A 23,492-nucleotide genomic window follows, 5' to 3' on the forward strand; every position below is an offset into this window, starting at 1 on the left:
ACGCGATGTTTGCTTGTCGACGTAAAGTACGTAATGACAATGGTTTTACTCTTGTTGAACTGTTAGTTGTCATTGCCATCATTGGTGTCTTGATCGCCTTGTTGCTGCCAGCCGTCCAGCAGGCCCGTGAAGCTGCACGCCGGATGCAATGCACCAACAATCTAAAGCAGATCATGCTTGCCACTCATAATTTTGAGAGCACCTACGGCGATATCGTCCCTGGCACGCAGCGGGGTAACGGCAAAGGTACCCCGGATCTCTCATCCCATTGGGGCTGGGGAGCATTTCTTCTGCCGTTTATCGAACAGTCGGCCATGTACGACCAACTGCAACTTAACAATCTGGATGATCCCGCGAACCACTTACGAAGTGCGATCGGCAATTCGACCAAACTGGCGATCATTCAAACTCCGCTGGATGGTTATCGCTGTCCTAGCTCGACGATGCCAGATTTGAACGAAGGTTGCGAAGAAGACGGAACCAACATTCGCAGCCTGTTGCAAACCACCAGCGGTTCAGATGATATTCCGGCAGCCTCGAGTTCGTATGTCGGTAATTCTGGACACCGCAATTTTCCTCGCTGGGATAGGGAGTACGGAACGGGTCCCTTGGTGCCGGTCGGCGAGTATAGCTACACCGATAGGCAGCGTCTGAGATTTGCCGACATTATCGATGGGCTTTCGAACACTATTTTCTATGGCGAACGAGCCTGGGCATTACGAGCCAATGACGGGTCACAAGTGATCGCCGGAGCTGGAGTTTGGGCGGGGCCTCGCATGATCTGGGAACTGGGTGCGGACGCCGATGTGAATCAGGTTCACGCGAACTCCTTGGCAAGTGCCCGGGCACGTATCAATGAAGCCCCCGGAGGGGCGTACGACTATTCGCGTCGTTCCTTCAGCAGCCAACATCCCGGTGGTGCGAATTTCGCTCTTGGAGACGGCTCGGTTCGTTTTCTTCCGGAAACCATCGAGCACAAAGCGAAACAGTGGCCAGCCCTTCAAGGTGAGAGCGTCTTCGACTACCTGCTACATCGTGCCGATGGACAGCCAGTCAACCTTCCGTAACCGAGCATCGAGGGATCGAACATGATTATGCTCGACAAGCAAAATCTCGCGATCACGCTTTTCTTGTTGTTCTTCGTACCTTTGGTCGGGTGTGGAGAAGTTCTCGATCCAGATTACAAACCAGTCCGTGGAACTGTGTTGCTGGATGGTCAACCTTTGGCCGATGCCCAGGTCACATTCGTCCCCTTAGGTGAAGGAAGCTCAGGAAGCGGTTTTACCAACGAGCAGGGCGAGTACACCTTGTACTATGCCGCACGGCGTCCAGGAGCGAAAGCAGGCGAAAACCAGGTTTTCATCACCAAGAGTAAACCGACGTCGGGCAAGAAAGGAGAGCGAGCTTTCAGCGAAGCGGACTCTGAGTTGTTACCCGCACGATACAATCGCCAAACAGAACTAACAGCGACGGTCGAAGACAAACGGAATATTTTCGATTTTCAGTTGGAATCGAAAAAAAAGTAATCGTTCCAGGTGCTCTAAACGAGCACGCCGTGTAATTGCTGCCAATCCGCTCGGTTAATTCTCATCTGGTACCGCTGGCCGATTTCCACCTGTGATCGGCTTACATGCACCGGAGCATAACGGCACGAGGTGCCGGTGGCGAAGTTTGCATCGTCGCGATCTTCCGCTTCGATCAGCACATCCAGAGTATCCCCCACCAGGCTCTGGTAATACGCCTCGCGGGTTTTGTCTTCGACCGCGGCCAGGTGAGCCCTGCGGTCAGACTTCACATCGCCGGGGATCTGATCGGGCATCTCGGCCGCCGGCGTTCCCTTGCGGGGACTGAAGGGGAAGATGTGGATCTTCGAGAAGCCAACCGTTTCCGACACCTGGCAGGTCTCTTGGAATTCTTCCTCGGTCTCGCCGGGGAAACCGACGATGATGTCGGTCGAGATCGACGGCTTGTCGATCGAGTCTTTCAGCAGCTTGCAGCGGTCGACAAATCGCTGGCTCCCCCAGCGACGTCGCATCCGCCGCAGGACAGAATCGGAACCACTTTGCATCGAGATATGCAGGTGAGGACAGATCTTGTCGGGGTATTTCGCCATGACCTCGATCAGCTCTTTGGTGACCTCCGTCGCTTCAATGCTGGAAAGTCGAACGCGGAAGTCGGCTTCGATCCGCGAAAGCATTTCCATCAGCTTCGCCAGGCGCACCCAATCGGTCTTAGGCTTCCCCTTGTTCAGGTCGACGCCGTAGTGCCCCAGATGAATCCCTGTCAGCACGATCTCGCGGAACCCGTTGCCCGCCAGGCGAGCCACTTCGTCGACGATCTCGGCGGAAGGACGGCTATGCATCTCAGGCCGGACGTAAGGGATGATGCAGAAGCTGCACCGCAGCAGGCAGCCGTCTTGTACCTTGACGTAGGCGCGGTGGCGATCGCCGAACTTCGAGATGCCATCGGGAATGTCGATCACCCCCATCCGGCCCAGCAGATCGGGAATCTCGCGTTTGTCGGTGACCACTTCCGAAACGTTGGGCAGCACCTTCAGCTCGTTCGGGGCCCGGGTAGCGTAGCAGCCCATCACCACGATCCGCGAGTTGGGGTTGTCGCGGGCCAGGCGGCGAATTGCCTGGCGGCTTTTTGAGTCCCCTTCGTTGGTCACCGTGCAGGTATTCACCACGCACACGTCTGCCGCTTCGCTCTCCTGGGCGTCTCGATAGCCGCCGCGCGCAAGTCCCTCGCGAACCAGTTCGGTTTCGTATTGGTTGACCTTGCACCCCAGGGTTAGGGTCTTCAGCTTGAGATCGCTCATCAGCAGACGGTGGGAACTGGAGAGTGCTACCTGACTTCTTATCCCCTCGCCCCTCAGGGGAGAGGGTTAGGGTGAGGGGCGAACCGAAGTACACGGTAGAACCATACCCCTGCTCTCTCCCTTGTTGGAAGAGGGAATAGGATATCTTAACACTCTGGCTCGATCGTGGAAGACATCGAACCGCGGCAACGGGCGATCAGATCGTCTTTGCCATAGGCGTGAATCTGGTCGCGTTTCAGTTCCGCGTGCTCTTTGGTAGTGGTCAGGCAAATGGCTTTCCCGTCGGAATCGACCGTCTTGGCGATCTCGAAGCCCTTCTCGACCGGGTGCCCGAACAACTCGTGCATCATCAAAATGACGTATTCGTACGTGTGATCGTCATCGTTCCAGAGCATGACGTGGTAACGAGGCTGACGCTTTGGTTTTTGCTTTTTCTTGGGTTTGGTTTTGGTGGAAACCGTCGTCGCTTCCCAAGGTTCTGCTACTGACGTATTGGAGTCGCCCACTGGTAACTTCTCGAAATTCAACAGGAATTCAACCGCTCGCCTGTCCCCCGAAATGGTTGCGTGCGGCATGGGTGCAATGTGCATACACTGCGAGTCGTATTATATTGTACGGCTTTGCGGGTCGGAAGATTATTTTGGCTTTTCAAAAGCCAAACCACGCAGCGCCCAAGTCCAATTGGATAAGCCATGCCGGATCTGAAAACTTTTATAGATGAGAATCGTGGAAACTTCGTCGAGTCGCTCAAAGAGTTGCTCCGAATTCCCAGCGTTAGCACCGATAGTCGACATAAAGAAGACGTTAAGACCGCCGCCGATTGGGTCGCAAGTCGTTTCCAGGAATTGAACTTCGAAACGAAGGTCATCCCGACCAAGGGGCATCCGATCGTCTACGCCGAAAGCCCACCGGTACCGGGCAAGCCGGTAGCTCTCGTTTATGGACACTATGACGTCCAACCTCCCGAACCACTCGACCTGTGGGTTACGCCCCCCTTCGACCCCACCGAGCGCGACGGCAACATCGTAGCCCGCGGGGCAACCGACGATAAAGGCCAGATGCTGACTCATGTATTCGGAGCGACTGCCTGGATGAAATCGGTGGGCGAGCTGCCGATCCAGGTCAAATTCCTGATCGAAGGGGAAGAGGAAATCGGCAGCGCGAATCTCGCTCCTTTCATTGAAGAGAATAAAGAACTGCTGGCCAACGACGTCGTCGTGATCAGCGACAGCAGCCAGTTTGGCCCTGGCCAGCCAGCCATCACCTACGGGCTGAAGGGGATCGCCTACTTTGAACTGAAGTTGGTCGGCCCCAACCGTGACCTGCACAGCGGTTCGTTCGGCGGCAGCGTTCGCAACCCGGCCAACGCCTTGTGCGCGATGCTGAGCACGCTGATCGACGAACACGGCTGGATTCATATCCCCGGCTTCTACGACGACGTCAAACCAATGACCGGTGACGAACGGGAAAACTTCGCGGAACTTCCCTTCGACGAAGAAAAATTCAAAGAACAATTGGGCATCGACGATGTCCATGGAGAAGAAGGGTACACCACCCTCGAACGTCGCTGGGCTCGACCGACCCTGGATATCAACGGCCTGACCAGCGGCTACCAAGGGGAAGGCGCCAAGACCGTTTTGCCAAGCGAAGCGTCGGCCAAGTTCAGCTGCCGTCTGGTGCCGGACCAGTGCCCGCACAAGATCGGCAAGGCGCTACGCGAGCACCTGGAAAAGGTATGCCCATCAGGCATCAAGATGGAGTTCAAGGAACATCACGGTTCGCCGGGCTTCGTCGTCGCCACCGACAGCCCCTATATCAAGGCCGCCAGTAGCGCGATCCAGCAAGGCTTCGGCGCCGCCCCAGTGCTGATCCGTGAAGGGGGCTCGATCCCGATCGTCGCCAACTTCGCCCAGCAACTCGGCTCCGATGTTCTGCTGTTGGGCTGGGGACTGGATGACGATAACACCCACAGTCCCAACGAAAAGTTCAACCTCGCCGATTTCCAGCGAGGCATCACCGCCAGCGCCCAGTTGTGGGCCGAACTGGCCAAGATCGATAAGTAAATCAATGTCCCCTTCATCTTGTCCCCTCTCCACCGTCTGCGGGGGTGAGGGTGAGGGGGCGAAGCGGGTACCAACTGCCCAACCCTCACCCTAGCCCTCTCCCTTGGGAAGGGAGAGGGGACCCGAAAAGAAACGAACACGCTAACGTTAACCCCAAAGACCTCAACCCATGCTCGACCGGAAGTTTGTTGTCGAAAACGTCGAACTCGTGAAGAAGAACTGCGAGAACCGTGGTGTTCAAGCCGACGTCGATCAGATCGTCACGCTCGAGACCGCTCGCAAGGCCAAGCTGCAAGAGGCCGAAGAGTTCAACCGTCAGGCCAACGAAATCAACAAGACCGTAGGCAAGGCCACGCCGGAAGAACGCCCTAACATCATCGCCGAAGGCAAGCGTCTTCGTCAGTTGAAGGACGATGCCTCGACCGAAGTCGACAAGCTTGAAGAGCAGATCGTCGAAATCCTCCGCGTCATTCCCAACCTCACCCACCCCGACGCGCCGATCGGCGAGGACGATAAGAGCAATCTCGAACTCCAGCGCGGATCGACCGAGCCCCGCACGTTCGACTTCAAGGTTCTCGACCATGTCGAACTAGGGGAAAAGCTCGACCTCATCGACTTCGAAGCAGGCGCCCAGGTCGCCGGGGCGGGTTTCTACTACCTGAAGAACGAAGCCGTCCTGCTGGAACTGGCCCTGCAGCAGTACGTGGTGGGCCTGTTGGTGAAGGAAGGGTTCGTTCCGACCATCACGCCCGACATGGCCCGCACCGAGATTCTGCACGGGGTTGGCTTTATCCCGCGTGGTCCCGAAACGCAGATCTACAGCATCGAAAACACCGACCTCAACCTGGTCGCCACCGCCGAGATCACCCTGGGCGGCATGTACGCCGGCAAGACGCTCGAAGCGGAAACGCTGCCGCAGCTGTTCTGTGGCATCAGCCACTGTTACCGCACCGAAGCAGGCGCCGCAGGGCGTGCTTCGCGAGGTCTTTACCGCGTGCATCAGTTCACCAAGGTCGAGATGTTCGCGTTCACCCTGCCGGAAGACAGCGAAGCGACCCTCAATAAGTTCCGTGACCTGGAATGCAAGATCTTCGACGGCCTGCAGATCCCGTACCGCGTGGTCGACACAGCCACCGGCGACCTGGGGGGACCCGCCTACCGCAAATTCGACCTCGAGGCGTGGATGCCAGGCCGCGGTGATGCTGGCGAATACGGCGAAGTGACCAGCACTTCGAACTGCACCGACTACCAGGCCCGCCGCTTGAACATCCGCTACAAGGTGAAAGGGGAAAAGGGAACCCACTTCGCCCACACGCTTAACGGCACCGCCATCGCTTTAAGCCGCGGTCTGATCGCCGTGATGGAAAACTACCAGCAAGCCGACGGTAGCATCGAAGTACCGGAAGTCCTGCGGCCGTATATGGGCATGGATAAGATCGGTCCTCGTTAGAGTTCCGAGAGAAAGTAGATCAAGGATGCCAGCATCCGAAAAGCGACCACACGAAAGAAAAGTAACCTTGCCGCTATTTATCCAGCTTCCCACTGGAATAGCGGCAGCAGTCTACGCCGTGGGTTCCATCGCAGCGGCGCTCTTATGGAAGCCGCTTTCGATTCTGTCACTGGTGGTAATTTTCCTCTTGCCAGGCATTGCCGCCGCCATGGTCGGCCTGAACGCCATGCTACGCCTGCGTCCCCACGGACCGCTATTGGCGATCTACCTCGGAATCATTCCGCTGGTCGCCACGCTATTCATCGGCGGCCCGGTAACCATCTTGGCATGGCTGCTGTCTACCTAAGCCATCGCAGGCTCCCCTCTTTTCATCCTCGAAATACGGTGCCTCAAAAAAAATTTCCGCGCGCACTATCTTTCCGGCACCGCAGGCTGGTATAAGTAATCGATCGCTGGAGACACTTTCCTAACATCCGCATTTTCTGCTCGGTCTGTTGTGACCTTCGTCACGCTTGAAGACCAAGTTACCGGCCCAAATCTTGGGGCCAAGCCATGCCCACCCAGGCATGCAAACCAGACGCCTACTCGTTTACGCGTCCCTGTTTCCCACTCCCAACCTCCGTGAATGCTTGGCTTCCGACCAGTGCTTTCGCAACGGTTTTGGGAAGGACGATCCAAACCACTGCCCACTGGCCGGTGGCCAGCGCCACACGATTCATCAACCTTCAACCCACAAGAACATCATGTCCCATTCCCACACGTCACAACCTGAAATGGATGGAGTTGGCTCACCAGAGCACAGCCCCCAGGTTGCCGTGCGCGATGGGAATCGGCTTCTCTGCCCCTGCTGTGGGGAAGTGTTGATGTTTCTTTCGGATGACGTGCCGGAAGAACCGACTGCACACGAACCGGTTGAAGACGATCCGTGGAAACAGATCTCACCCGATGGCAAACGCATGCCATCGAGCAGACCTTCGCCTTGGGATGCCATCGCGCGTCGGCAAGATGCCGCGAAGGAAGCTGCCTGGGAGGCATTCGCGCAGGCCGAGAAAGCGAAGCAGAAAGAACTTCATACGGCGTTTCTACAATCGGATGATCCCAAGTTCTGCGCCGACTATTTAACGGTGCCGATCGATCCGGAGGTCGCGGCTTACGAGTTTCCGGACGAATATCCACCGCCGTTGCCTGCACCAAAGCGAACGAAGTCGCCACGCGTGCGCGCATCAAAATCACCCCGCAAACGGGAGAAGCGTTGGCGCGAAGTCGTTCCCGAGGAGCCGTACACCTATCAGGAAAAACGCTACCTGACGTGGACCTACTATCGGCTGAAGCTGCAAGACTTGGAACTCCAGGAAAAGATTCGCGTCAAGCAAGAGAAAATTGATTGCCTGCGAGGCGAGCTTGGTATCGCTGGCGAAATGTTGGCATACGAAGAGCATTTGCCAAGCGAAGACGTGCCGAAGGTACGACCGCGTGTTGAGGTCGTCGAGTTCGACTTGATGTACTGGCTCGAACGCGTGCGTCCCACGAAGCAAGAGCATGCCCGCGCGGACGTGGGCATGGTACCCGGGACGAGGGTTCCAACCAACGAACGCGGGCCGCCTTGATTCGGTCACCCCCTCCGCGCTGGCAAGAAAATCCTGTCCCCTCTCCCTCGCAGGGAGAGGGCTAGGGTGAGGGTTTTATGTGCGAGGTTTGCCTCACATCGCCGGATGAAGTTCCCCATCAAGATCGGAACATCATTCGCGCATGCGCTTTCATGCCGACGGGGATAGCCCCTCACCCTAAACCTCTTCCCTCAGGGGCGAGGGGACTGGAGCTTATCAAGCACACTACTAACTCAGCCTGTCAGGCTAAACCCCGCGCAGCGTGCGCGTTGCCGAGATGCACATGCCTTCGCTTTGGTCGAACGACTTCGACTCGGCGATGACGCGCACAATCGGTTCCGTGTTACTGGCCCGGGCGATCAGCCAGCGGTCTTTCCAAGTGAAACGCAGCCCGTCCCCTTCGTCGAGTTGGGCGTCGGCGTACTGCTGTTTGAGGCGATCGAAACCGGCTGGCAGTTCATGGGCATCCAGATCGACCTTGTGCTTCACGATCTCGTAGCGCGGCAATGCGTCGGCCAGTTTGCTGATCGGCTTTTTCTTCTTGGTCATGAGTTCCAGGATGTTGGCCATGCCGACGAAGCTGTCGCGAATGTAGCCGACCTGAGGGTCGATCGGACCGCCGTTCCCTTCGCCGCCGAAGACGGCGTCCCGCCGCATCATTTCCTGCGTGACGTTCGCTTCGCCGACCGCCGAGCGGAAGATCGGGCACTTGAACGAAGCGGCCACGTCTTCGTTCATGCGGCTCGTGGCGCCATTGATCACAACAGCTCCCTTGCGCTGCGACAAAACGTTTTGCAGGCACAGTGCGACGGTATACTCCTCGCCGATGTAGCGCCCCTTTTCGTCGATCACGGCCAGGCGATCGGCGTCGGGGTCTTGGCAGAACGCGATGTCGTATTTCCCTTGGGCGACCAGGTCGGAAATCGATTTCAGATTCGCTTCGGTCGGTTCGGCCGGGTGCAGGAACGTGCCGTTGGGCTCGCCGCCGATCACCTCGACTTCGCAGCCGAGTTGTTCCAACAGCTTCACGCCGACGATGCTCCCGGAGCCGCCGTTGCTGTCGAGCAGAACTTTAAAAGATTTCTTTCGAATCGGTTCCACGTTAATCGTCGCGAGAACCTTTTCAATGTGGGCCGTGGCCGGGTCAGGGCAGGAAGTCGTATTGCCGATTTCGTCCCACGGTGCCCACGTGACTGGCTGGTCTTTGTAGGCCGCTTTGACCTGGGCTCCCTTTTCGGCCGAGATGACTCGTCCGTCGGCTCCCATCAGTTTTAAACCGTTGTATTCCGGCGGATTGTGACTGGCAGAAATTTGAATGCCGCCGGTACAGCGGTTATCGCGAACCAGAATGCCGACGGTGGGGGTCGCGGCGACGCCCACGTCGATGACGTCGCGACCGAGCAAATTAATCGTTCCCTTCACGATATCCCCGATCGCCCAGCCACTGGGGCGACCGTCGCGAGATAGGAGAATACTTCCTTCCGGCAATTGCTCGACAAACGCCGCGATGTAGCGGCTGATTATCTCCGGCGAAAGGCTCAATCCTAAAATTCCGCGTAATCCGGACACGCTGATGATTGGTTCTTGCATCGGTGCTTCGTCGGCTCGGCATTAAGGTGTGTTTTCAGGGCGATCGGGTGAGCTTCCTTACTATAAAACATAATGGGCAGTCTTGGCGTGACCGTTTTCTTCGTTGCCCCGCGAAAGTGAAGAATTCACGTCCCCACGCCGGGCCCAATTGATGATCAACCAAGGGTTCCCTTAGAATCGGGGAATTCCTTTAGACCCAACGAGAGGACGATTATGAGCGGCAGCGATATCGACACCACAGCACTTCTCCAGCAAGTCAAACAGGCCTCGGCCGACGGAAAAATCACGGCCAGCGCTGCCGAGAACATCGCAATCTGGCTGACCGAAGACCGTTACGCCCGATACGCCGGCCAGGTAGCCGATCACATCACTTCCGGCAAGTGGAAAGAGCTGGACGACGCGTTCTGGACGATCATCCCCTTCGGCACCGGCGGCCGTCGCGGCAAGATGTACCCGATCGGCTCGAATGCGATCAACGAACGCACCATCGGCGAAAGCGCTCAAGGGCTGGCCGAATACGTGAAAGACAACGTCAAAGGGGACCTGTCGTGCGCGATCGCCTACGATACCCGGCATCGCTCGCGTGAGTTCGCCGAACTGTGCGCCCGGATCATGGTTTCCAACGGCTTCACCGTTTACTTTTTGGACGACTACCGCAGCACGCCGGAACTTTCGTTCCTGGTCCGCTACAAGAAGTGCTCGTGCGGCATCATGGTCACCGCCAGCCATAACCCACCCAGCGACAACGCCGTGAAGGTGTACTGGTCGACCGGTGGCCAGGTGATGCCACCGCACGACAAGAAGATCATCGACAACGTGATGAACGTGCAGGAAATTCCGCTGGGCGTAGAATTCGACGCGGCGGTCAACGACGGCAAAGTCGTCATCTGCACGAAAGAGACCGACGAAGCGTTCATCAGCAATGTCGCTCAGCAGAAGTTTGACGGGCCGCGTGACCTGAAGATTCTGTACTCGCCGCTGCACGGCGTGGGGGCGTCGGCCGTGATCCCGGCACTCAAGGCAGATCATTTCACCGACGTGACGATCTTCGGCCCGCACGAAGAACCCAACGGCGATTTCCCAAATGTGCCAGAGCACGTTTCCAACCCGGAAAACCCCGCCGTCTTCGACGCCGCCATCGCGCAGGCCAAAACCGACGGAACCGAGCTGATCCTGGCAACCGATCCCGACTGCGACCGCGTCGGGTGTGCGGCCCCCAAAACGATGGACGCCACCGGCGAGTGGGGCACGTTCACCGGCAACCAGATCGCTGCCCTGCTCTGCGATCACGTTCTGTCGGAGCGCAAGAAGGGGGGCGGTCTGACGCCTGAGCATTACATCGTCAAGACGCTGGTCACCACCGAGATGGCTCGCCGGATCGCCGATAGCTATGGCGTGCGAACCTGTGGCAACCTGCAGGTCGGTTTCAAGTGGATCGGCGGCACGATGGATGCCGAAGGGCCGGATAAGTTCCTCTTCGGCTGTGAAGAATCGCACGGGTATCTGGTCGGTCAGTATGCCCGCGACAAGGACGCCGCAGTGGCTTCGATGCTGCTGGCCGAACTGGCCGCCAACTGCAAAGCCGAAGGCAAGTCGCTGCACGAGAAGCTGGAATCGCTGTGGTGGCAACACGGTTACCACGCCGAACGCCTGCTGAACCAAAAGATGCCAGGCAGTGAAGGGATGGCCAACATGCAGAAACTGATGGGTAAGTTTCGCCAGCAGCCGCCGCAAACGGTCGGCGGCCTGAAACTGCTGCAAGTTCGCGATTATCTGAATGACACGATCACCACGCCTGATGGTGAAGTAACTCACCTGAACGGCCCGAGCGGCAACATGGTGATCCTGGACCTGGAAGAAGACAACTACGTCGCCGTCCGTCCTTCCGGCACCGAGCCGAAGGTGAAGTTCTACATGTTCACCTACGTCGCCGCCGAGCAGCTGTCGCTGTTGGACGCCGCCCAGGAAGAAATGGAACAGCGGCTCGACGCGTTCGAGAAAGACCTGAAGGCTTTTGCGGATAGCGTTTAATGCTGACCAGAGGTCAGGGTTCGATGGAAACAGTGGCACGCCCCTGATAATCCAGTCCCCTCTCCACCGTCTGCGGGGGAGAGGGGACTGGAAATTACGGCTTCGCTTTGACGAGTTCGGCTACCAGCGGCTTGATGTCTTTATCGTAAGTAAACCCTTCTTCTTCGCTGGCGGCTTCTTCGTTATCGAAGCGTTTGGCCAGTTTTCCATCACGACCGTAGACCATCACAGCCGGGGGAGCGGCCAACTCTAGCTTCTTCAGCATCGTTTCGGAATCGTCCGCGGCAATGATGTTGTCGAAGGTCGCTCCAACGTGCTTGAGAAAGGGCATGACCTTCTCCTTGTACGTTTCCGGGCCTTCGTCCGCCAGGCCGATGTAGTCCAGGCTCACGGTGATGCACTTCACACCTTCCGCTGAGAACTCGTTGTGCACGTCGACCAACCCTGGCAGTTCCTTGATGCACGGGGGGCAATCGGTCGACCAGTAGTCGACGACGACCACTTTCCCGCGGTACGACTCGACCAGCATTTGAATGCCCTGGTAGTCCATGACCTTCGTGTCGATTTCCATGGTCTTCTCAGGCGTGACGTCGACCGTCTCGGCCGGTGGAGTCATGGCCGGCTGAGGCCCTGAACCCTTGCCACATCCACAGATAGCCATCAACAAACCGAGCATTACCCAACGCGTATTCATGATTTCACCCGCTTCCACCTTGTGAAGTTTTCGCATTACGATACTAGTTATCCCCGTTTGTATCCCAGTCGCTGGGGCTCTAGCAACCAGGGCCGCCGTTTTGATAGCAATGAGTATGGACCCAGATTTCGAGCATCTTCGCCACAAGCCCCCCACGGCGTTGGATCAGCCGCGCGAATTGATCGTGGCCTGTTGTCCGATGCGGAGCAACGTAAACATTTCGCGCATCGTGCGGGCCGCATCGTGCTGTGCGATCAGCAAGGTGATCGTATGCGGCAACGTGAAAATCGACCCGAAGATTGCCCGCGATGGTGCCGAGAAGCTGCCGATCTCGCGTCACCGCAGCCTGGCTCCGGTGCTGCGTGATCTGAAACGGGAAGGGTACATGCTCGTCGGTCTCGAGCAGACGACCAATTCGCAGGACATTCATCACTTTCCATTCGTGCGAAAGACGGTCCTGGTGATCGGCAACGAACGCCTGGGCATTACGGAAGACATCCTTGGCCTGCTCGACGCCACGGTCGAAATCCCCGTGTATGGGATGCCGTACAGCTACAACGCCGCAACCGCGACGTGCATGGCCCTTTATGAATTTTGCCGACAATTTCCCGAAGGCTAAAAGTGAAGTGGCTTATACGAACGCTGGCCACAAACGGTTCGCGACTTCGCAGAACTTCGCCGTCATGGCCTGGCTGGGCGTCGACAGCGATTGTCCCTTGCTGATAATCCGACTACGATGCGGTTTCGCAAACATGCCGAGACTCTTTGACGATCGCAAGTTAAACTCATGACATTCCGCATTCCGCTGCTGTTGATTCTCGTTTCGTGCCTTGTCGTTGGATGCAACGGCACGAAAAAGAAGGAACTTCCCAAGGTCGAAACGCCACCTCTTTCGGTCACCATCGTCGCCGACGAGCCAATGGCTGAGGCCATCCGCCGTGAACTGGCAGCCCGAACCGAAGAAAAGATCACCGTCGACGTCGTCACCGAGGAAGTGCTGCTCGGTGAAAAGCGGTTCACGAAAGACGTGCTCATCTACCCACCAGCGATGATGGGAGAGTTGATCCAGCGCGACTGGATCGCTCCGATTCCCACCGCCACCCTGGGCAGTGAAGAACTGAAGCTGGACGACGTCGCCCTGGGCATCTATCAAACTGAAACCCGCTGGGGATCCAAGCCGTACGCATTGCCGCTGGGCAGCCCAGTGCTGATGCTGATGGTTCGCACTGACCTGCTCGATCAACTGGGTCTGGAAGTGCCGAACACCTGGGACGAGTACGCCGCTGCCGTCGAAACGATCCAGAAAAGCGACCTCTTAAAAAATAACGATACGATCGCAGCGGCTACGCTCGAACCGCTGGACGAAGCTTACTTACCCAACCTGTGGCTGGCCCGCAGTGCCGCCTACGTGAAGCATGGCGAGAACCTTTCGACCTATTTCGACTTTGCCACCGGCAAGGCCCGGATCGATTCGCCTGGTTTCACCAAGGCCGCCCAGCAGTTGGCGGACGTTGCCCAAACGGTTCCCGACGCGTTCAACTCGCTCGATCCGAAAGCCTCGGCCGAGGCCTTCCTGGCCGGCAAATCGGTCATGGCGATCGGCTGGATCAACAAGTACACCATCGTGCCGGAAACGGTTCCGGAAGACATCCAGTTCGCGGCGCTGCCTGGCTCGAAGGAGACCTACAAGACGCCTGAGAACCAATGGCTCCCCCGCCCCGGCAACCAGCCCGAGAGCATCCCGCTGCTGTCGACCTCCGGCATGGTGGGTTCGATTTCGTCCACTTCCGGCCAAACGATCAACGCGGCGAATCTGCTCGTTCTGCTGACCGGACCGGAACTCATTTCACTGATTTCCCCCGCTTCCGAGCGAACCACATTCTGCCGAATCTCCTCCTTACCGATGGCGGAAGCTTGGATGCCGAGCAACTTGCCAGGCACCGCGCTGCGGCAATACGCTCAGGCCAACCTCGAACAGTTGCAATCCCCGCGGCACCTATCGGCCCTGCGAATTCCCAACCGCCAGGCGTACGAAAAGGTCATTCGCGAAGCAATGCAGAAGACGATGGCCGGCGATGACGCAAACGTCGAAGCTATTTGGCTGGAGGCGGCTCAAAGCTGGGACAAGCTCTCCGAAGAGTCAGGCCAGGCCGAGCACATCAAGGCCTTCCGCAACAGCCAAGGCATCGGCGAAACGGCCTTCTAGCCAGCCGTGTTATGGCCGGTTTCTCGCTAGACTTGAGATCACCGCTAACATAAAATCGAAAGCACCACTTGGGGCTGTAGCTCAGCTGGGAGAGCGCTGCGTTCGCAATGCAGAGGTCGTCGGTTCAATCCCGATCAGCTCCACTTATTTGACTTCTATGTTTCTGGACCGGCTTGGGGCCGTAAGGTCTGAGCAAGATCTTTTTGAGTATCCGCCCGTTTTATTCATCAGAACGAAGACGTATCGCCTGCCGAGTCACCGCTTCGCACTGCCGAGGACGACAGTGCACACCTGTAAAACACAGCTACGAATTGACGGCTATTTTCTCGCGAACCACAGACGCTATGTTTTGCCAGGAATCACGTGGTGCAGGAAAGAAACTTGCCACAGGGCTAAGGTGAAATCTCGAAGCAACCTAAAGATCACACGTGACATCAATTCCTCGGTTTTCTATACTTTGAACCTTGATCCCCGAGATCGTTTCCCACATTCCCTCGTTGAATGGATTGAAGAAACGACCAGTTTCAGGAACCCATTTCATGGGTCGATTCTTGCGATGCGTGCTGATTTGCGTTTGGCTGTTCGCTTTTGTATCGAATAGTCACGCCGAAACTCCTTCCGTCGAGTACGGTCCTGCTTTGCCAGGCACCCGCTTGTTGGAGATGGAAGGAGACGGTGCGCAGATTGCCTCGCAGATGGTTGCCGGGATTGATCGTTTTCTGCTTCAGGAGATCGCGGCCGCACCTGGTAAGCGAACACAGTACTGGGACCGTAATACCAGTTCTCCGGAAGCCTATGCGCGATCGGTCGAGAAGAACCGTCAGCGACTGGCGGAGACATTAGGGGTACGCGACGAGCGCCAGCCTAAGATTGGGCTGCAGCGAACGACCAGCGTGAATGAGCCGCAGGCGCTCGCATCCTCGCAAAACGTCGATGTGATCGCCGTGGATTGGCCGGTATTCGGGGTCATCCGAGGAGAAGGCTTGCTGCTGAGGCCCAAAGGGCAGGTTCATGGGAGCATCGTCGCGATTCCCGACGCCGCACAAACGCCTGAGCAATTGGCTGGCCTCGATCCAGGCATCGCTCCCTCGTCGCAGTTTGCTCGGCAACTCGCTGAAAGTGGCTTCCAGGTTGTGATTCCGACGATCATCACACGTGAGCGAGGACTTCTGAAATTTCCTGGACCACGACAAAGTCAATTGCCTGGCCGAGAACTTCTTTATCGGTCCGCCTTTGAACTGGGTCGGCATTTGATTGGCTACGAAGTTCAAAAGGTTCTGGCTGCCGTCGACGCGTTTGCCCAGGATGGCAAGCAACCGATCGGGGTGATTGGTTATGGCGAAGGGGGCATGCTGGCCCTGTATGCAGGTGCCCTGGACGAGCGAATCGACTCGGTCGGGGTCAGTGGCTATTTCACTTCGCGACAGAACATCTGGGAGGAACCGATCGATCGCAACGTGTTTGGTCGACTGCGGGAATTCGGTGATGCGGAGATTGCCAGCCTGATCGCGCCGCGTCACCTGGCGATCGAAGCGGCAGCGGGCCCCGAGGTCAACTTGCCGGGCGAACATGGCTCGGCTCCTGGCGTGCTCGTGTCACCCTCCCTGGAACAAGTAACGCACGAGTGGAAACGAGCCCAGGCATTGGTTGGTGATCGCCTCGCTGATGCGAGGCTCACTTTCACCAGCGAAGAAGACGGCCAAGGCTCGTTCGGATCGGAGCAATGGCTCACACAATTTTTCAGCGGCCTCAAATCGGAGACATCGCTGGCGACCACCACGCAGTTGCCTGAGTATGTCGGCAAGCCGGTCGACCAGCAGGCTCGGATGGTTCGCCAGATGAACCAGATCAATCGCCAGAACCAAACGATCTTGGCCGACAGCGCCGCGGTTCGCACTGCCTACTTTCGGCCAGATAACTCTTCGCTGGCCGCGTACGAAAAGAGTATTGCGCCGTATCGCGAGACATTTGAAACAGAGGTGATCGGCAAGTTTGAGCGTCCCCTGTTGCCTGCCAGCCCGCGTACCCGGCAGATTTATTCTGAGTCAAAATGGACCGGATACGAAGTTGCGCTAGATGTGTTTCCAGAGGTGTTCGCGTATGGTCTGCTTCTGTTGCCCAGTGATATGGCCCCCGACGAGAAACGTCCGGTCGTCGTTTGCCAGCATGGCTTGGAAGGTCGCCCAGATCACTTGATTGGTGAGGAAAAGTTCGCGGCCTACCAGGCCTACGCAGTATCGCTTGTCGAGCGAGGCTTTGTCGTTTTTTGTCCTCAGAATCCGTACATCTACCAAGATCGCTTTCGGACCTTGCAGCGAAAGGCCAACGCGCTCGGCAAGACGTTGTTTTCGATCATCGTTCCCCAGCACCGGCAGATTACCCAGTGGCTGAAGACGCAACCGTACGTCGATCCGGATCGCATCGCCTTTTATGGCCTGAGCTATGGAGGCAAGTCGGCCATGCGCATTCCTCCCTTGGTGCCTGCCTATTCGGCGGTGATCTGCTCAGGAGACTTTAATGCCTGGATCGACAAGGTCGCCTCGACCCGCAATCCGCGGAGCTACATTTGGACCGGTGAGTACGAGATATTCGAGTTCAATCTGGGCAACACGTTTGGTTACGCCGAAATGGCCGGACTGATCGCACCGCGTCCGTTCATGGTGGAACGCGGACATTTCGACGGAGTCGCCGACGACGAAAAAGTAGGGCACGAGTTTGCTAAGGTCCGCCACCTCTACGCTGCCCAGTTAAAGATCCCCGAGCAGTGCGAAATCGAATGGTTCGACGGGGGACACATGATCCACGGCCAGGGATCGTTCGACTTCTTACATCGTCATTTGCAGTGGCCCAAGCGCTGATATGGGCCTTCAACCGCATCGATTCAGTAAATTCGCTTTGGCCAAAGTGCGCGAAATTGTCAAAAGACCGGCAAACAGGCACCTTCCGATACAGAGGGCTCCATGCGCACTGCAGAGGTCGTCGGTTCAATCCCGATCAGTTCCACTATTTTTCTCCCCGAACTTCTACGGCGGATTCTGTACCGCGTAATCGGCGGTTAATCCTTCTTCTCCTCAGTAGCTTCCAGCTTCTTCTCCAACTCGTCGAGCTTCTTCTTCAGCGAGTCGTTCGACTTCTCGAGATCCTGCATTTGCTTGCGGAGTTCGATCAATTCGGTCGGCTGCGGGGTGCTGTCCTTGGTTAGCGTGGCCAAGGCACTTTCGGCTGCTTTGGAGAGCTGGTCGTTGTGCGAGGCATCGGCGTAGGCTTGCAGGATTGGCCGGGCCTCTTCCAGGCCGAGTTTGCCGAGCGCTTCGATCGCTCCCTTTTGCACGTCCTCGCGGGGATCGTTCAGGTGCGGAGCGATCTGCCCCAGTGACTGAAGCTTCTCTTGCTTTTCGTCGCTCAGGCTGGCGAGCGTCTTGAGCAAGCTGGCCAGGCCGCGGGTCGTGTAGTTATCGGCGTGCCGAGCAACCTGTTCGGCCAGATCGGGGACGTACTGTGAAGAGCCACTCTTGCGCATCGCTTCAACGGCCGCTTCGGCGATTTCGTTGCGAAACGACTCTTGCTCGAGCGAAGCTCGCAGGTACTGGCTGACCGGTTCGTCGGAATACTTGGCCAGGCCTTCGATCCAAGCCGCCACGATGGCTGGGTTCTTCTCGGCCTGGGCTCCTTGCAGCAGCGTGCTCACCTCTTCCGGCTGGTAGTCGCCGACGGTTGCTTTCACCAGGGCCAGGCGAACGCGGGCATCGTTGGGGGTGGCCGTCTTGCGGAGGGCGGCTCGTGACTCGTCCGAGTTGATCTTGCCCAGCGCCTCGGCGGCTTCCACGCGAACGCCATAGAACGGGTCGGTCTCCAGCGACTTCTGAATCGCGTCAATCGCTTTGTTCGACTTCTTCTTGGCCAACGCTTCCAGGGCCAGGATGCGGCCGGTGGCACGCTCGGCGTTTTCCAGCTGGTTGATCCACATCTCTTCCGGCTTGTCGAAATCGACCTTGGCCAGCAGGGTGTACTCGGGATCGAACTGCACCATCTCGGGCTTGGCAGGCAAGGCCACGTAGAACTCGTGCTTGGCCTCGGTGACGTCTTCCGTGTGCAGAACCACTTCGCCATCGCACAGGAAAGCGAACTTCGCCGGGAAGTTAAACAGCATCACGTCGTCGTCCACTTTGTGGGTTTGCTCGAGCGTGATTTGGGCCAACGAAAGTTTCGGATCGAAGCGGTAGCGAATCTTCAGGTCCGGATGCCGGGCATGATAGACCCACTGATCGAAGAACCGATCGAACGTTCGTCCGCTGGCTTCCTCGAAGGCCGCTTGTAGCTCCGGCGTGGTGACCGTCGTCAGGGCGTGCTCTTTCAAGTAGCTTTGAATCGCCTCGCGAAACATCTCTTCGCCCAGTTGGCTGCGAAGCATGTGCAGCACCCAGCTTCCTTTGGGGTAGGCCCGGTAGTCGAACTGTTCGCCTGCGTTGCGGTACTTCTTCCACACGATCGGCCGTTTGTCATTGGCTCCGTTCCGCAAAACGCGATTAGTCGCGTCGCGGTAAAGACCATACAGCATCGCATCACGCCCGAACTTCTCCCCTTCGTACAAATGCGTGTAGTAGGTCGCGAAGCCTTCGTTGAGCCACAAGTGACTCCAGTCTTCACAGGTAACGTAGTCGCCAAACCATTGGTGGGCCAGTTCGTGAGCATCGAGCCCTCGCGACGTGCGGATGTTTTCGGTCGCCGGGGTAAAGATCGTGTTGTGCGTCAACGTGGTGATCGTGGTGTTCTCCATTCCGCCGGCCATAAAGTCGCGAATGGTGACCTGATCGTACTTGTGCCACGGGTACGCCACCCCGATCTCCTTCTGATAGAAGTTCATGATCGAAGCCGTATCTTGAAACGAATTCGCCGCGTGCTCGGAAAGCGTGGGCTGGCTGTAGTAGCCGAGGGGAATCTTTCCGGCGGCGTCTTCCAACTTGTCGAAGTAGCCAGCGACGACGCAGATCAAGTAGTTCACGTGCGGCTTGTCTTGCAGCCAATGAACCGACTTCATATTCGTGCGCGGGTCAATGCTTTCTCCCAGATTGCGACCATTGGAAATCACGGTCATGTCACTGGGTACGTGGCAAATGACCTCGGTCGTCGACTTCTCGTTCGGGTAGTCGAAGCAGGGGAACCATTGCCGGGCGTAGTGGGACTCGCCTTGCGTCCAGCAGTGGGTGTCCTGTTCGGGGTAACCCATCTCGGCCGTGCGAAAATAGAAACCACCTTGTGGCTGGCAGTGATGCTTAATCGTGACCCAGCTTTCCTGACCCACGGGAATGGGCTCGGCGAAGGCGATCGTCAGGTCCTTGCTCGTATTGTCGAATTCAGAAACCGGCGTCGACCCTTCGACGCTGGTAATCGTAAGATCGACCGCATCGAGCTTGAGGACGTCGATCGCCTTGCGCAGCGGCACGAAGCGAATAGTCGTTGTGCCGCCGACGGTTCGCTCTTGGAAGTTGGGCGTGATGTCGAGCTTGATATGCTGCACGTCGACTTTACGTACCGGGGCGTAGTGCGGACCGTCATCCCCCAGGTCGACGCCAAACCCGAGCCGCGCCGAGGCGGACTCGCAGTAGCGGCACGTACAGAGGGCTTCTTCAGCCAAGGCAAGCGAATGATGTGCGACAGCCGTCAACAAGCAGACTGCGACCAAGAACGCGATTCGGAAGGATTTCATGGCGAACTTATCAAGAATGGAATGTCAGCGCCGTCTCGACTTCACGCCAGGATAACGCATGACGGTTTTAAGATGCGCGTTTTCGTAAATTGGATGACTCCAGCCTAATCATCTTTTTGGTCAGGGGAAAGGAGTCCGTACTGTTCGCACTTCTTTTTTACGGTCGTGCGATGAATACCCAAAATCCGGGCAATTGCCAGATATTGCCCGTCACACTGCTCGAGCAACTCCTCAAGCATCTCTTTTTCCGCCAACGATTGAAATCGAGCCCATAAATTTTCCGATTCCCCCTCACGAAGCTGGGCCTTGGTCCAGCCTCGAATATTGGCTTCGAGCTGATCGGCAACCGATGTTTCCGCCGACGTGCCGGTAAACCACTGGCGATCGACCGGCACCGGGAGGTGTTCGACTTCGATCACGCCGCTGCGAGCGAGTATCTGGGCGTGCTCGACCGCGTTCCGCAGCTCGCGTACGTTACCGTACCATGGCCGCTTCTTGAGTTCTTCCAGTGCTGCCGCCGAGATCCGCAGCGGGCGGGCGTACTCCTTCTCTAATCGATGCATGAAGTGATGCACCAGCGGCGGAATGTCTTCGGGGCGGTCACGCAGCGGCGGAAGGTTGATTTGAAACGTGTTGAGTCGAAACAACAGATCGTGCCGAAACGTTCCTTGCTTGACGCACTCGGAAAGGTCTCGATGCGAAGCACAGACGATGCGGAAATCCGTTTTCTCACCGGCCGATCCGCCGACCGGCACGACCTCGCGCTGTTCGAGTGCCCTCAGTAGTTTGGCCTGCGTCGGCAAGGGAATCTCGGCGACTTCGTCGAGAAACAACGTCCCGCCGCCTGCTTGTTGCAGGAAACCTCGCTTGTCTTGCACTGCATTGGTGAACGCGCCGCGAACGTGTCCGAACAGTTCGCTTTCGATCAATGACGGAGCAAGCGAAGCGATGTTGACGGCAACAAACGGCTGATCGTGACGCGGGCCGTAGCGATGAATGGCCTGGGCGACGAGTTCCTTGCCGGTGCCACTTTCCCCTTGAATGACGATCGGCGCGACGCTGCTGGCTGCCAGGGCGATCCGCTTGAAGACTTCCTGCATCGCCAGGGACGTTCCGACCAGGTCCGCCGAAACATTCTCTGGCCGAACCTCTTCGGCTTCGTTTTGCTCGGCCAGGGCCCGGTCGATCACCGTTTGAATGTCTTCCACGGAAAACGGCTTGACCAGGTAATCGAACGTTCCCTGACGCACCGCTTCAACCGCAACCTCCAAGTCACCAAACGCCGTGATCAAGACGACCGGCGTGCCCGGCGAGATCTCTTTCACCTTCGGTAAAGCTTCCAGGCCCGACATGCCTGGCAGACGGACGTCGAGAAACATCAGGTCCGGCTGACTTTCCTGCAAGAGGTCGAGCCCCTGTTCGGCGGTCGAGGCGACTCGGACTTCGTGTCCCAGCTTGGTGCCTAACTTTTCGATGGCCCAACAGACGCTGGACTCGTCGTCGATGACGTGGATGTTTGCCATGGGGTTTACTTCACTCGGCGAGGTAACGTGATTTGAAAGCAGGTTTTCCCGTCGACTCGGTACCACTCAATCGTTCCCCCGTGCAGCTCTACGATTTCACGAACCACTGGCAACCCGAGCCCGGTTCCTTCCGGTTTGGTCGTTACCAATGGCTCGAACAGTTGATCCGCGATCTCGGCGGGCGGGCCCATTCCCTCGTCGCATACACGTATTGTAATCCATTCTGCCCCTTGGTGCGGAGAGGCCTCGATCTCAAGCCCCCCCGATTCGGCGACCTCCTTTCCTGCCGCCGCTTGAGAAGCGTGTGCCGCTAAAATCGCTTCTATCCCATTAAGCAGCAAATTCATCAGACACGTTTGCAGCAGCACCATGTCGGCATCCATCGTCGCCTCAGGCGGAAAGTCGACTTGGCGATGAATCGACAGTCCATGATGCTGGGCCTGCGGCTCGACCATCATGACCGTGGCGTCGATCAGCTGCGCAATGCTGACCTCGCGTCGATCGATTCCCTGCTTTCGCCCCAGGCGAAGCATCGCTTGCACCATGTGCTCGACCATCGCCATCTGCCGCTGGGCAACCTGAAGACTCTCGCAATCGGGGATGTTGCAATCCAACCGGTGCAGCCCAAGGGCCATCTGTCCGCCGGTCATCGCGTTGCGGATCTGATGCGAGAAGCCTGCCCCGATCTGCCCCAGCACCTGGGCGCGTTCCATCGTGCGGACCTTCTTTTCGTATTGCTGCAGCTGCTGCGACATTTGATTGATCGCCAGAGAAAGATCGCGCAGTTCGTCGTTCGTCTTCCCAGGCGGAAGCTCGACGAAATCGCCTTCGGCAATCGTACCGACTTGTTTCTGAAGCCGAGCAATCGGCCGAGTGATTCTCGTCACCAAGAAGCTTGCCACCACCAGCATCGGTCCCACGGCCACCAGCCCCAATAGCATCAGCGGCCAGAACGACTGAGCCACGCGCCGATCGTAGTTCGCTTTGGGAAACAGCAGATGAACGGTCACGTCACCGCTGCCGGAGAAACGCGAAGTGGTCGTGCTGTGAAAGTAGCTGACGCCTGCCAGGTTGATCACCTCGTCTAAACTGACGACGCCGGGGTTATCTTTCTTTAATAGGGATGGAAGTTCGTCTGGCGTGATTTCGGTGGTGGCTCGAACCAGTTTGCCCGTACTGTCGGTGACGGCCAGTTCGGTGCCGGTCAGCCCTTGAATCTGCTGAAGCACCGGCAAGGAAAGAGGAAAGCGGACTTCACTAAGTTGCTGGTTGATCGCCGCGAGCCGGGCCTCGACTTCTTCACCGGTTTCGATCTTGGCGTACCAGAGATTTAGCAGCGAGAGGGCAAAAACGGTAACCAGCGTCCAAAGCGTCAGCGGCAGAGTGACTTGATAAACGAGGGGCCAACGCATCGGCGTCTTTCAGGCATTTGCGGGAAACGGTCGTCCAGAGGAACAATCTATTGTAAACTGAACGTGTGGGTACGTGCCCTGTGCGTTTCGTCGGAGTTTTTGATGGCCACCTTGTTCATCCCTGCGCAGTGGCGCGATTTAACCGAACAGCAAACCGCGGTGGAAATTGACGCTTCCACCCTGCGGGAAGCCCTAACTGAGCTTGATCGCCGCTTCCCAGGAATTCATACTCGATTATTCGAGCACGAAACGATCCGACCTTCGATTCAGATTTCGGTCGACGGTTCGCTCAGTGCCCGCAACCTTCGCGCGCCACTTCACGCCGATAGCGAAGTTCACTTCCTACCTGCGATTGGTGGCGGCTGATTCCCCTCGACATCCCCTCCTC

Annotated in this window: 19 protein-coding genes and 1 tRNA gene; 12 read left to right on the forward strand and 8 right to left on the reverse strand. The window is 57.5% G+C overall.

What is annotated here, in order from left to right:
- Positions 1–5: 5 nt before the first annotated feature.
- Complete coding sequence (locus Pan97_RS19545; RefSeq protein ID WP_144978530.1) at positions 6–1,067, forward strand: DUF1559 domain-containing protein; 1,062 nt, start codon at positions 6–8, stop codon at positions 1,065–1,067.
- Positions 1,068–1,088: 21 nt separating this feature from the next.
- A complete protein-coding gene (locus Pan97_RS19550; RefSeq protein ID WP_144975524.1) occupies positions 1,089–1,526 on the forward strand; it encodes a carboxypeptidase-like regulatory domain-containing protein in 438 nt (145 codons plus the stop codon).
- A gap of 14 nt (positions 1,527–1,540) precedes the next feature.
- Here Pan97_RS19550 and mtaB read toward each other — a convergent pair whose 3' ends face one another.
- Both mtaB and Pan97_RS19560 read right to left on the reverse strand, forming a co-directional pair.
- Positions 1,541–2,821: a tRNA (N(6)-L-threonylcarbamoyladenosine(37)-C(2))-methylthiotransferase MtaB gene (gene mtaB, locus Pan97_RS19555; RefSeq protein WP_144975526.1), complete on the reverse strand. Its 1,281-nt coding sequence runs from the start codon at positions 2,819–2,821 to the stop codon at positions 1,541–1,543.
- 146 nt (positions 2,822–2,967) lie between these two features.
- Entirely contained in the window at positions 2,968–3,327 is a 360-nt protein-coding gene (locus tag Pan97_RS19560) for an ATP-dependent Clp protease adaptor ClpS (RefSeq protein ID WP_144975528.1), read from the reverse strand.
- Between the two features lie 186 nt (positions 3,328–3,513).
- On the opposite strand from Pan97_RS19560, the gene Pan97_RS19565 reads away from it, so the two are divergent.
- The 4 genes from Pan97_RS19565 to Pan97_RS19580 all read left to right on the forward strand — a co-directional run bounded on the left by Pan97_RS19565 (position 3,514) and on the right by Pan97_RS19580 (position 7,941).
- Complete coding sequence (locus Pan97_RS19565; protein WP_144975530.1) at positions 3,514–4,884, forward strand: dipeptidase; 1,371 nt, start codon at positions 3,514–3,516, stop codon at positions 4,882–4,884.
- A gap of 169 nt (positions 4,885–5,053) precedes the next feature.
- The gene (gene serS, locus Pan97_RS19570; protein WP_144975532.1) at positions 5,054–6,334 is read left to right on the forward strand and encodes a serine--tRNA ligase; all 1,281 of its coding nucleotides are present in this window, start codon (positions 5,054–5,056) and stop codon (positions 6,332–6,334) included.
- A gap of 67 nt (positions 6,335–6,401) precedes the next feature.
- On the forward strand, positions 6,402–6,680 hold the full coding sequence (locus Pan97_RS19575; RefSeq protein ID WP_144975534.1) for a hypothetical protein: 279 nt from the start codon (positions 6,402–6,404) through the stop codon (positions 6,678–6,680).
- 397 nt (positions 6,681–7,077) lie between these two features.
- Positions 7,078–7,941, forward strand: coding sequence for a hypothetical protein (locus Pan97_RS19580; RefSeq protein ID WP_144975536.1), 864 nt, complete (start codon positions 7,078–7,080; stop codon positions 7,939–7,941).
- Positions 7,942–8,187: 246 nt separating this feature from the next.
- On the opposite strand, the gene glmM is transcribed toward Pan97_RS19580, so the two are convergent.
- Entirely contained in the window at positions 8,188–9,531 is a 1,344-nt protein-coding gene (gene glmM, locus Pan97_RS19585) for a phosphoglucosamine mutase (RefSeq protein WP_144975538.1), read from the reverse strand.
- Between the two features lie 213 nt (positions 9,532–9,744).
- Here glmM and Pan97_RS19590 point away from each other — a divergent pair, with 213 nt between their 5' ends.
- Positions 9,745–11,562: a phospho-sugar mutase gene (locus Pan97_RS19590; RefSeq protein WP_144975541.1), complete on the forward strand. Its 1,818-nt coding sequence runs from the start codon at positions 9,745–9,747 to the stop codon at positions 11,560–11,562.
- A 94-nt stretch (positions 11,563–11,656) separates the two neighbouring features.
- On the opposite strand, the gene Pan97_RS19595 is transcribed toward Pan97_RS19590, so the two are convergent.
- Positions 11,657–12,256, reverse strand: coding sequence for a redoxin domain-containing protein (locus Pan97_RS19595; RefSeq protein WP_206668906.1), 600 nt, complete (start codon positions 12,254–12,256; stop codon positions 11,657–11,659).
- A 115-nt stretch (positions 12,257–12,371) separates the two neighbouring features.
- On the opposite strand from Pan97_RS19595, the gene Pan97_RS19600 reads away from it, so the two are divergent.
- Positions 12,372–12,875: a TrmH family RNA methyltransferase gene (locus Pan97_RS19600; protein ID WP_196782159.1), complete on the forward strand. Its 504-nt coding sequence runs from the start codon at positions 12,372–12,374 to the stop codon at positions 12,873–12,875.
- 12 nt (positions 12,876–12,887) lie between these two features.
- On the opposite strand, the gene Pan97_RS27060 is transcribed toward Pan97_RS19600, so the two are convergent.
- Complete coding sequence (locus tag Pan97_RS27060) at positions 12,888–13,010, reverse strand: hypothetical protein (protein ID WP_261342359.1); 123 nt, start codon at positions 13,008–13,010, stop codon at positions 12,888–12,890.
- A 33-nt stretch (positions 13,011–13,043) separates the two neighbouring features.
- Between Pan97_RS27060 and Pan97_RS19605 the strand changes: the two genes are divergently transcribed.
- The 3 genes from Pan97_RS19605 to Pan97_RS19615 all read left to right on the forward strand — a co-directional run bounded on the left by Pan97_RS19605 (position 13,044) and on the right by Pan97_RS19615 (position 17,320).
- Complete coding sequence (locus tag Pan97_RS19605) at positions 13,044–14,462, forward strand: ABC transporter substrate-binding protein (protein ID WP_144975545.1); 1,419 nt, start codon at positions 13,044–13,046, stop codon at positions 14,460–14,462.
- Positions 14,463–14,532: 70 nt separating this feature from the next.
- A tRNA-Ala gene (locus Pan97_RS19610) sits at positions 14,533–14,605 on the forward strand.
- 396 nt (positions 14,606–15,001) lie between these two features.
- On the forward strand, positions 15,002–17,320 hold the full coding sequence (locus tag Pan97_RS19615; protein WP_144975547.1) for an alpha/beta hydrolase family protein: 2,319 nt from the start codon (positions 15,002–15,004) through the stop codon (positions 17,318–17,320).
- Between the two features lie 197 nt (positions 17,321–17,517).
- Here Pan97_RS19615 and Pan97_RS19620 read toward each other — a convergent pair whose 3' ends face one another.
- The 3 genes from Pan97_RS19620 to Pan97_RS19630 all read right to left on the reverse strand — a co-directional run bounded on the left by Pan97_RS19620 (position 17,518) and on the right by Pan97_RS19630 (position 23,104).
- On the reverse strand, positions 17,518–20,169 hold the full coding sequence (locus Pan97_RS19620; RefSeq protein ID WP_144975549.1) for a M1 family aminopeptidase: 2,652 nt from the start codon (positions 20,167–20,169) through the stop codon (positions 17,518–17,520).
- Positions 20,170–20,273: 104 nt separating this feature from the next.
- Complete coding sequence (locus tag Pan97_RS19625) at positions 20,274–21,692, reverse strand: sigma-54-dependent transcriptional regulator (RefSeq protein ID WP_144975551.1); 1,419 nt, start codon at positions 21,690–21,692, stop codon at positions 20,274–20,276.
- Between the two features lie 5 nt (positions 21,693–21,697).
- Positions 21,698–23,104 (reverse strand): sensor histidine kinase, encoded by a 1,407-nt coding sequence (locus Pan97_RS19630; protein WP_144975553.1) that lies wholly within the window; start codon positions 23,102–23,104, stop codon positions 21,698–21,700.
- A 102-nt stretch (positions 23,105–23,206) separates the two neighbouring features.
- Here Pan97_RS19630 and Pan97_RS19635 point away from each other — a divergent pair, with 102 nt between their 5' ends.
- Positions 23,207–23,470 (forward strand): MoaD/ThiS family protein, encoded by a 264-nt coding sequence (locus tag Pan97_RS19635; protein ID WP_144975555.1) that lies wholly within the window; start codon positions 23,207–23,209, stop codon positions 23,468–23,470.
- Positions 23,471–23,492 lie beyond the last annotated feature (22 nt).

This window comes from Bremerella volcania, assembly GCF_007748115.1.
Lineage (GTDB): Bacteria > Planctomycetota > Planctomycetia > Pirellulales > Pirellulaceae > Bremerella > Bremerella volcania.

Coding starts and splice junctions, on each gene's coding strand:
- Pan97_RS19545 (WP_144978530.1), top strand. CDS start 6: ATGTTTGCTTGTCGACGTAAAGTACGTAATGACAATGGTTTTACTCTT.
- Pan97_RS19550 (WP_144975524.1), top strand. CDS start 1,089: ATGATTATGCTCGACAAGCAAAATCTCGCGATCACGCTTTTCTTGTTG.
- mtaB (WP_144975526.1), bottom strand. CDS start 2,821: ATGAGCGATCTCAAGCTGAAGACCCTAACCCTGGGGTGCAAGGTCAAC.
- Pan97_RS19565 (WP_144975530.1), top strand. CDS start 3,514: ATGCCGGATCTGAAAACTTTTATAGATGAGAATCGTGGAAACTTCGTC.
- serS (WP_144975532.1), top strand. CDS start 5,054: ATGCTCGACCGGAAGTTTGTTGTCGAAAACGTCGAACTCGTGAAGAAG.
- Pan97_RS19580 (WP_144975536.1), top strand. CDS start 7,078: ATGTCCCATTCCCACACGTCACAACCTGAAATGGATGGAGTTGGCTCA.
- glmM (WP_144975538.1), bottom strand. CDS start 9,531: ATGCAAGAACCAATCATCAGCGTGTCCGGATTACGCGGAATTTTAGGA.
- Pan97_RS19590 (WP_144975541.1), top strand. CDS start 9,745: ATGAGCGGCAGCGATATCGACACCACAGCACTTCTCCAGCAAGTCAAA.
- Pan97_RS19595 (WP_206668906.1), bottom strand. CDS start 12,256: ATGAATACGCGTTGGGTAATGCTCGGTTTGTTGATGGCTATCTGTGGA.
- Pan97_RS19600 (WP_196782159.1), top strand. CDS start 12,372: ATGGACCCAGATTTCGAGCATCTTCGCCACAAGCCCCCCACGGCGTTG.
- Pan97_RS27060 (WP_261342359.1), bottom strand. CDS start 13,010: ATGTTTGCGAAACCGCATCGTAGTCGGATTATCAGCAAGGGACAATCG.
- Pan97_RS19605 (WP_144975545.1), top strand. CDS start 13,044: ATGACATTCCGCATTCCGCTGCTGTTGATTCTCGTTTCGTGCCTTGTC.
- Pan97_RS19615 (WP_144975547.1), top strand. CDS start 15,002: ATGGGTCGATTCTTGCGATGCGTGCTGATTTGCGTTTGGCTGTTCGCT.
- Pan97_RS19620 (WP_144975549.1), bottom strand. CDS start 20,169: ATGAAATCCTTCCGAATCGCGTTCTTGGTCGCAGTCTGCTTGTTGACG.
- Pan97_RS19625 (WP_144975551.1), bottom strand. CDS start 21,692: ATGGCAAACATCCACGTCATCGACGACGAGTCCAGCGTCTGTTGGGCC.
- Pan97_RS19630 (WP_144975553.1), bottom strand. CDS start 23,104: ATGCGTTGGCCCCTCGTTTATCAAGTCACTCTGCCGCTGACGCTTTGG.
- Pan97_RS19635 (WP_144975555.1), top strand. CDS start 23,207: ATGGCCACCTTGTTCATCCCTGCGCAGTGGCGCGATTTAACCGAACAG.